We start from the raw sequence: 8,528 nt of genomic DNA, 5'->3' as shown, positions 1-8,528 counted from the left end.
GGGCGTGTTAACTGATCCACTGAGTACATATCCGTTTTACGCGTTTAACTGAGCTATTTATTTCGCTCTTACAGCCAATCCCTTTTGGCAAACAGCCGCAAAAGGAACCAAAAGCTCTTTGCGCTACCGTCCGGCCGAGCTCGCCCAGGCTCACCCGGTGTCTTCACTCCGGCCCTGAGGTCAAAAAACAAAGCCGGAGTGTTTGACAAAAGTGAGCCCCCTCAGCCCATGTCCTGCGTATAAAACGTAAACCTGTCCTTGCCACTGTTCTTGGACACATATAGCGCCTTGTCTGCATTGGCCAGCGCCTGATTCAAGGTGTCATGGCCCTCAACCCGCGCCAGACCAATGCTGATGGTCACCGAGTGTTCATGCGGGTCTTCACGCACTCGACGACAGAGCGCGCTCATCAACGCTTCGACGTCGGCACGCTTTACTCCCGACAAGTACACCGCAAACTCTTCGCCGCCCAAACGCGCGTACTCATAGTCAGTCATCACGGCCTTGATGCTGGACGCAGTGCGCTTGAGCACTTCATCACCAATGTCATGCCCGAACAGATCATTAACTTTTTTGAAGTTATCGATGTCGATCATCGCCAGGTAATGGTCGTATTCCCGAGGCTGGGCCTGTAATACGTTACCCGCTTGGGTCATGAAAGAGCGTCGGTTGGGAATCTCGGTCAACGCGTCGATGTAGGCCTGGCTCACCAGTAGCATGGACATGGTGTAATTGTGTAGCTTGACCCGGCGCAATTTGAAAAAGCTGTAAATCGTCAAACTGCTGAGAAAGGCGTAATAGCACAGGATCATCGACCCTCGCAGGTCCATGACCGAGACGAAGGTCAACGCAAAGGGGTTGAGCATGAGTCCGGCAATGAGCGCAGCGGTGAGAAATGCCCAGCGGCTCAATGGCAAGATCGAGGCGCTGTAGAGGATGCTGGCCGTCGCCAGTACCAGCCAGACCGGTTGCGAGTCCTGAGGCAAGCCCATGATGATCAGGCGGATGCCCAAGGTAATCACGACCACAAAAATAACATTCAGCACATCGAAGTGCCGGTAATTGCGGATAAACCCCAGAACGAGGGTGATCGTCACCATCGTGGTCATAAACAGCATGGACAGGCCGGTGAAGCCCTGACCTCCCTTGGTGCTGATTATCACGTCAAATAACAGCCAGATGAAGATGCTGGCCGCGTAGGTCAAACGGCAAAAATTGCGCAGTTTTTCAAAATCATGTTGAGCAAATTCGGCTTGCAGGGCAGGGGGTGCGGCATGCTTTGAAATTTGATTTTCAATGATTTTGAGCATTGCGAGCCTTGATCACGCTCTGTTGACTGGACTCAGGACACGTGCCCGCGCATGGCAAGTGTTCTGTGAGTCTGGACGATCAAGTGCAGTGCAACAGCGGCCGCCCGGACCCTGCAGCAACAACCCTAGCAGCATCTGCCGCGCGGCGTTGTGATGGGTTCGCTAACGGGCCTGGTCGAACACTTCACCGACGCTGCGCCGACGTGCGTTGTGCTCGCTGGCACGCACCAGGGCTTCGAGGTCCTCGGGGGTGACGTCGATAAAGGCGTCCATTTGCTCAAGGGCTTTTTGCAGGTCTTGGGCAGTAATACCAGGGTCGCCAGCAACGCGCGGTTCCACTATAGGCGGGATCGGTTCGGCGATTTTTCTCGGGTAACGCACCCGCGTCAGGTTGTTGTAAGCCAAGGCGCTCAGCAACATGCACACGGCGCTGAGCATCACCGGGCCGAGCATGCCCCAGCCCAGGCGAGCGCTGTCCGGATCAGCCAGGACCACCAGCAAGGCCAGCGCACCGGCGGGGGGGTGCAGGCAGCGCAGCAAGCACATGAGCACCAGTGCCAGGCCAACTGCCAGACACGCGCTGTCCAGGTTGCGGCCAAAAAAGTGCACCACGGCCAATGACATCACGGTTGCGCAAAGATAACCGCCGAGAATCGACCAAGGTTGCGCCAGCGCGCCCGATGACACGGCAAACAGCAAAATGGCTGATGCCCCCAACGGGCCAATCAAATGCATGGCCACGGGCAGACCAAAGAACGCACTGCACACCCAGACGCACAGCAGTGTGCCCAGTGAGACGCCAATCGCCGCGCGACTCCATTCTGTGGGACGGGTGTTCGTGGCCGCAGGCAACAGGCGGCTGATCCAGCGGTTTTGCATGGTGGGAGAGTCCGGTTCTGGGCAATGAAGAGATAAAAAAAGGGCTGTGCGGGTTCCCGGCAAGCCCTTGAAAGTGTTCCTTCATTGGGGGAGGAACGTGCGCAGTGTGCCTAGCGCCGATGCAATCCGAAAATTCATAATAATGATGCTTGACTGCATTTAATTTGAATTAAAGGCTGTGCAGTCTTTGATGCCTGAACCTGTGCAAGTGTCGCTGCCGTGTCCGGCATGTCCGCAGTGAGTTTGCCCAGTACGCGTTCGTAAACGTCGTTGCTCAATAGTCGCTGTTCAATGGGGGTGCGCAAGCCGCCACTGTTGGCCAATGGCACCTTCAGCAACAGCAGGGCATCGCGCAGTCTGATCAGCCGGTCCAATGCGGGAAGGCACACTTCACGGTCGTAATCGCCCGCCGGAGCTGCGACTGACAGGCTTTGCTCAAGTACCGGCTTATTGTTGGCGAACAAGGAATAACTCATCACGTCGTGCCCCTATAGAAAGCCTATTGAATATCCAGCTGTGCAGACAACTGGGTTCAGCATCATCTGCGTAGTGATACGAGCAGTGACATATCGATTATTTACTTGGCTTGAGATTTGGGATTTGTGCCAGCAATTGTAAAGCGCGTAAACCGCGCAGTATTGTCAGGCAGAGCGTAAGTGACGATAAGATTTACGGAGAGATTCGTGGGATTTTTCAGAATGGAAAGCGGGAGTCATGTCGCGGCCAAGTCGTACCTAAATGGGGCTTGAAGTGCACAGTTGTCGACGCAAATCCTTACTGGCGTATACATCAGCGTAATAATGCGAAGTACTTTTGTAACCAGTCGGTAAGGGTTCAACGATTGGGCTAGTCGTCAATACCGACTTGTTCGTGGATGTCGTCCACTTTTAGTTCCAGCCGATAGGCCACGGCTATAAACAAGGCCTGACACAAGCACAAGGTTGCGCTCAATGAGCGGAACGCAAACGAGCTTCCTTCATTAACCAGCAACACGGTGCTGGCTTTTTTAGCCAGCGGCGACAGAGTGCTGTCGGTGATGATCAGGGTTTTGGCCTGATGCAACTGGGCAAGGCGCAAGCAATGCTGGGTTTCCTTGCCATAAGGGGTAAAGCTGATGGCAATCACCAGGTCATTGGCGCGAACGCTGCGCATTTGCTCGCGGTAGCTGCCGCCCAGGCCCGAAACCATGTGAATCCGCTTGTTGGTGTGCTGCAGGTTGTACACCAGGTAATCGGCGACCGCGAAAGAGCGGCGTACACCGACCACGTAGATATTGTCGGCGTTGACCACCAGGTCCACGGCTTTCTCGAAGGCCTGTTCGTCGAGTTCCAGCCTCAGCCGCTCAATGCCCGACAGCGTGGCATTAATGCACTCGCGGGCCAGATCGCCGCTGTTGGTTTTTTGCGATTTATCGGCAATCATGCTGCGAACACGCTGCTGATAGTTCTGAACCGGGGTTGCCTTGTCGGTGTACGCCTCGCGAAACAGCGCCTGCATTTCACTGAAGCCGCTAAAGCCAAAGCGTTGCGAAAAACGCACGATGGCCGAAGGGTGCACCTCACACTCGCGGGCAATGTCACTGATTCGGTCAACCATGATCCGGTCACTTTGCTGGGTCATATAACCGGCAATACGCTTGAGCTGGCGCGGCAGGCTCTCGTACTCCTCGGTAATGAGCTGCAACAAGCGCTCGGCATTGCCCGGCGGGCTGGCTTGTTCGCTCCCTGGCGTTTGGGCCGGCTGATGAGTGGCTGACATAAGTGTGTCCTTAAAGATGGCTCTTGCAGGGCAGGTAGCGGTTTGGCGAGCGCAGCCTATAGCGTAGGCGTTCAAAAAATCCTGGCCAGCCATTCAAGTGCCTGTTCGTTCAATCGATATTTCAGCTGCATCAGGGAATTTCTTGCTATAAACGCACTCCACTGACCCCTGTGAAACCCTTGTGAAGGCCGTTTTTCGTCCTTTTCCATGTTTTGCTGGACAAATAGCTGTCATTTCAGTTGCTGACTCGATAAGTCGGCCTTAGACTGCCGCCCCTCGTAAATTGAGTGCCGGGTGGCGCTTGAAATAGATGGCACCTAACTGGTTTGGATGAAGATCGGTCAGAACGCTCCCTAATTCGCCTTAATGCACGTATTTTTTATAGAGAAATCAATGACAAAGGATAAGTTGCTGGCCATGCCGGCGGATGACTACATGAATGCCGAGCAACTGGCTTTTTTCACTGAGCTGTTGCAAAAAATGAAGGTTGAGACCCACGAACGTATTGAGCAAAACCGCATTGCGATCGAAAGTCTGGACACTCCGGCTGATCCTGCGGACGCCGCTTCGGTTGAAGAGGAGCGCACCTGGCTGGTGAACTCCATCGATCGTGACCAACGCATGCTGCCTCAATTGGAACAAGCGCTGGATCGCATCAGAGAAGACAACTTTGGCTGGTGTGATGACAGCGGTGACGCGATTGGCCTCAAGCGCCTGCTGATTAGCCCGACCACCAAGTACTGCATCGAAGCTCAAGAGCGCCACGAGCAAATTGACAAGCACCAGCGTCAAGCCTGAATGCTTGCCTTGCCGGGGCCGCGCCAAGCGGTCCCGGTAGCGGTCGGGCCCTGCAAGCGTTCGCCTTGCTGCCCATTTTCCTAGTTGTAAAACCCCGTCTTACACTTTGCCAGCGTTGAGTTGGTGACTTCAGTTGAGCACCCTTATAGTTGCGCGGCATTTTTTTGCTGGGTCGATTGGATAGAGGGTGAAATACATGGGGGATTCGAGCAACACAGGACGCGTGTTGCGCGTGGGTGTTTTCTTTGATGGCACGGCCAATAATCAATTCAACAGCGCAGAAGGGCAGGTGCGCCAGGCACGCGGGCTGAGGGTTGACGCTGACAGCAGCTACGCCAATGTCACGACCAATATTGCGGTACTGCATCAGCACTACCCTGCGCAACAAGCGTTCGATGCGGATGGCTACGCTGTGACCTCGCTGTACATCAGTGGCATCGGCACCACTACGGGGGGCTCTGACACGCGCTTTCCTGCGCAGACTTACGGACGTGGCAGCAGCGGTGTACTGGGCAAGGCAGAACAGGCCTACGCCCAACTGGTTGAGTGCCTGACTCACTTTTTGCAAAGTGTGGCGCCATCGACCTTGTGTCGCTTGCAACTGGATATTTTTGGCTTCAGTCGCGGTGCAGCGGCGGCCCGGCACTTCGCCAATCGGATTAATAACACCTCTTTTGAATCACAATTTGCGCTGGCACCTGATTTTGAGTGCACGATCGGTTTTATCGGCTTGTTCGACACCGTCGCCGCCATGGGTGGACTGGCAGACCTGGGCGACGTCAGCGATGACATCAACCCCGGCCTCAATCTGTACCTAAGCCCTGACTGCGCACAACACGTGGTGCAACTGTCTGCGCGCGACGAGCAGCGGCGCAATTACTCATTGAGCCGCATTGCCCCGCAGTGGCCAATGGAGATCGCCGTGCCCGGCGTGCATGCTGACGTCGGCGGTGGGTATCCGACGCAAATGAGCGAGCAAGTGTTTTTGACCCGCTGGCAGACCAACCGGGTCAGCCCGTCCACGCCGCTCATTCTGACCCATGCCTGGCAAAGCGCTGGCGCAGCGCTTACGCATTGGCAAGCCAAGGACCTGCTGGACCCAAGTGACCCGCAGCGGCTGCTGGAAGTGCGCAGCGCTACCCGTCTGGAAGGTAGCCGCGAAGATCCGATGCAGCGGGTACAAGCGGCGGTCTATATGCAACGCCGCGTATTTGGCCAACTGTCGCGGGTCTACCTGCGCATCATGCATAGCCTGGCGTGTGAGCGGGGTGTCCCGTTCAGGGCATTGGCCGACGCAGATGCCGGTTTACCCGATGAACTTAAATCCATTGAGGCCCGGCTTCAGACCCAAGTGCGCGAAGGTGCAATAGCACTCAGCACGCAAGAAGAGCGTCTACTGCGCCAGCGTTACATCCATCAATCGGCAAACTGGAACGCTGCGGTGGGCGCAGGTGAGGGCGTGGTGGACCAGGCTTTTTTTAATCGCCCCCAAGAGGGTGGCCGCCTGATTTATGAGCAGCACGAGTCAGCCTTCGCATGAACGGCCCCACGGATTGTTACAAGCCATGCAACGCATCTATGCGGGACATAGCTTTTTCCGCGAGCCGTTAGCCACTAAGATAGCCAGCATCGTTAGGTGGCTAACTAAATGCGTGGAGTAAGCATCATGACCCATCAGGTTGATGTAGCAGTAATGATTGGCAGCGGTGTTCCTGAAAGCTTGCGCGCGATCGGCAAGAAGGCTTGCTGGGTCGTGCTGGTCAATGGCGAACAACGTGGCACGGCCTTTTCCAGTCGCGCAGAGGCTGAAGAGTGTCGTGCGGCATGGCTGGCGCAGCTAAGCGCCAACCGTTCAGCCGTGCGAATGCATGCTCAGCGCGCTTGATGCAGGAGCGTATTCAATTCGTCGATAACAATCGCCCAATTGTCATCCGCCAATAGTTTTTCTCTCAGTAACTGGGATTGAGCCTTCGTCCAAATGTCGGCATCGGCCAACTTGACGTCTTCAGGCAATCTGTTGGCGTCAATGAACGCGGTAATGGATGCCTGATCAGAGGATAATCCCAGTTGCTCAAACAGGCTTTGCAGGCTGATAGGTGTGTCGTCCATATTCATTTCCTTTAGTAAATGGGCCGGGTCTATGCATCTGAGGTCTTTGAACGCAAAGAGTTCGAGACCAGCCTAGTTCAATTGGAAACGAGACGATTGCCGTTAAATGTTAAGAGCGCCTGCATCGACGGCTTCTTTCAATTGCAGGGCGGACTCCATACCGGCAATTTTTGCCAGTTCTGATGTCTTGAACCAACGATCCTTTTCGACCTGGTGGTAGGTGACCTTGGTCAGGGGTGGTTTTGGCCGCATCACGATCACTGCCTGAAATTCTCCATCGACTTCTTTGAAGTCACCGCGGATGAAATACTCGCCAATATCAAATTCAGTCACGTGTCACTATCCCTTGCAAGTAATAGAGTCCAGCCAACCTGGCAGCATGGGCCAAGCCAAATTTTGCGCAAGTATGGCAGTAGTTGGCCGCTCGTGGCGCAGTTAACGCATCGACGCGACGAAAGCCCTGTTGAACACCGACGCAATCAGGCAGAAAATAAACCGTTTGCCTAATTGAACAGCGGATGTGTATACCCATCCTCGGGCATGAGTCGGTAGAATAGCGCGCCCGACTGTGTGTGAGCGGATCAACGCGAACACAGCCATGATTAATGTCCTTCAAGCCCTGGCGCTTGTTTGCCGGGATAGTTCAGACGGGAATCCATTATCTTGATGTCACATGCCACCCCCTGACTCGAGCAGTCAGGTCACCTTGTCGTACGCGGGTTTTTAACTGGTGGCTGAGACTTTTTTTCTGCTGCCTGTTTTTTGGCGGGCAGTTTAATTTTTTACTATCGAGGGCTTTTCGTTGGCAGTCAGCAATTTGGAGATGCATGCATTATTTGTGTTAGGTGACTTGCGGGCGCGGTTGGTCAAGATGTTCCAGTCTCGCTTTGTGTATGTCACCGAACAAACGGCAGAAGGTATTTACATCGCTGAAATCGACACCGAAACAGCGTTGGTGGTAGACGACAAGCCTGGTCTGAAGTTAAAAGTCGGCGATCATTTCAGCGCCGCGGTGATGCCGAGCCGTGAAGGCGGCAAGCTGGAGATCAAGTTTCGGGAAATCAAAATGACGGTGTACGGCATCGGGGACTATGCCTACGTCAGCTCGCCTTTGGGCGAAGGCATCGTCTTCAAGGAAGGCCAAACCGTGATGTTAGTGTTTGCGGCCAATGAGCAACTCGAGGGCGGGTTGAGCAAAACCTTGAAAGCAGTCACCACCAAAGCTGCCAAGTGGCGCAAGGGTGAACTCACGTTCAAGGCCAGCAAAGAGTGACCGTCACTCGTAGCGAGTTTCATCAGCAGCACCTTGCGCACGCCCAGGCCAAGGCTGCCGAATTATTTGGCCAACAGCCCGAACTCAAAGGCGCCTGGCTGACCTGGGTGGCGGGGCAGCTCTACGCCTTACGCCCCGCTGAATACGCAAGCATGGTTCGCCGCGAACTGCAGCGCCTGCAAGCGGGGACGCCGATAACTGCTTGAACGCCTGTGGGGGCGTGCTTGACAGGGTGCTTCAGATTAAGCGCGCGGCATGCCGCTCCCACAAGGAATCTGCAACTTCCCTCAAACAGCCTAGGCCTTTTGGACGATGTACACGCCCTGATCGGCCCTGATGATCGGTCGCACTTAGCTCGGCCGGGCTGAACAGACCCGCGCCGCGAATAATAAAAAGTGTGC

The 8,528-nt window shown here is 55.0% G+C and carries 11 protein-coding genes; 5 read left to right on the top strand and 6 right to left on the bottom strand.

Annotation, left to right across the window (positions count from 1 at the left end; genetic code table 11):
- Window positions 1-221: 221 nt before the first annotated feature.
- The 4 genes from ACIQYF_RS11625 to ACIQYF_RS11610 all read right to left on the bottom strand — a co-directional run bounded on the left by ACIQYF_RS11625 (window position 222) and on the right by ACIQYF_RS11610 (window position 3,947).
- Window positions 222-1,310: a GGDEF domain-containing protein gene (locus ACIQYF_RS11625; RefSeq protein WP_402861153.1), complete on the bottom strand. Its 1,089-nt coding sequence runs from the start codon at window positions 1,308-1,310 to the stop codon at window positions 222-224.
- 162 nt (window positions 1,311-1,472) lie between these two features.
- Entirely contained in the window at window positions 1,473-2,189 is a 717-nt protein-coding gene (locus ACIQYF_RS11620; RefSeq protein WP_402861150.1) for an HPP family protein, read from the bottom strand.
- A 134-nt stretch (window positions 2,190-2,323) separates the two neighbouring features.
- Complete coding sequence (locus ACIQYF_RS11615) at window positions 2,324-2,665, bottom strand: hypothetical protein (protein WP_402861147.1); 342 nt, start codon at window positions 2,663-2,665, stop codon at window positions 2,324-2,326.
- A 370-nt stretch (window positions 2,666-3,035) separates the two neighbouring features.
- Window positions 3,036-3,947: a MurR/RpiR family transcriptional regulator gene (locus tag ACIQYF_RS11610; protein ID WP_402861144.1), complete on the bottom strand. Its 912-nt coding sequence runs from the start codon at window positions 3,945-3,947 to the stop codon at window positions 3,036-3,038.
- 393 nt (window positions 3,948-4,340) lie between these two features.
- Between ACIQYF_RS11610 and ACIQYF_RS11605 the strand changes: the two genes are divergently transcribed.
- The 3 genes from ACIQYF_RS11605 (at window position 4,341) to ACIQYF_RS11595 (ending at window position 6,630) form a co-directional block, all read left to right on the top strand.
- Entirely contained in the window at window positions 4,341-4,745 is a 405-nt protein-coding gene (locus ACIQYF_RS11605) for a TraR/DksA family transcriptional regulator (protein WP_402861141.1), read from the top strand.
- Between the two features lie 196 nt (window positions 4,746-4,941).
- A complete protein-coding gene (locus ACIQYF_RS11600; RefSeq protein WP_402861138.1) occupies window positions 4,942-6,285 on the top strand; it encodes a T6SS phospholipase effector Tle1-like catalytic domain-containing protein in 1,344 nt (447 codons plus the stop codon).
- Window positions 6,286-6,411: 126 nt separating this feature from the next.
- A complete protein-coding gene (locus tag ACIQYF_RS11595; protein ID WP_402861135.1) occupies window positions 6,412-6,630 on the top strand; it encodes a hypothetical protein in 219 nt (72 codons plus the stop codon).
- Here the strand turns inward: ACIQYF_RS11595 and ACIQYF_RS11590 are convergent.
- Window positions 6,618-6,854, bottom strand: coding sequence for a DUF2789 family protein (locus ACIQYF_RS11590; protein ID WP_402861132.1), 237 nt, complete (start codon window positions 6,852-6,854; stop codon window positions 6,618-6,620). The genes ACIQYF_RS11595 and ACIQYF_RS11590 overlap by 13 nt on opposite strands.
- A gap of 102 nt (window positions 6,855-6,956) precedes the next feature.
- Entirely contained in the window at window positions 6,957-7,187 is a 231-nt protein-coding gene (locus ACIQYF_RS11585; RefSeq protein WP_402861129.1) for a hypothetical protein, read from the bottom strand.
- Window positions 7,188-7,656: 469 nt separating this feature from the next.
- Here ACIQYF_RS11585 and ACIQYF_RS11580 point away from each other — a divergent pair, with 469 nt between their 5' ends.
- A complete protein-coding gene (locus ACIQYF_RS11580) occupies window positions 7,657-8,127 on the top strand; it encodes a hypothetical protein (protein WP_402861126.1) in 471 nt (156 codons plus the stop codon).
- Window positions 8,124-8,333: a hypothetical protein gene (locus ACIQYF_RS11575; RefSeq protein WP_402861123.1), complete on the top strand. Its 210-nt coding sequence runs from the start codon at window positions 8,124-8,126 to the stop codon at window positions 8,331-8,333. Before ACIQYF_RS11580 ends, ACIQYF_RS11575 begins: the two co-directional genes overlap by 4 nt.
- Window positions 8,334-8,528 lie beyond the last annotated feature (195 nt).

This window comes from Pseudomonas sp. NPDC096917 (assembly GCF_044762555.1).
In the GTDB taxonomy this organism is placed as follows: Bacteria; Pseudomonadota; Gammaproteobacteria; order Pseudomonadales; family Pseudomonadaceae; genus Aquipseudomonas.
This window is presented reverse-complemented; position numbering and strand designations above follow the sequence as displayed.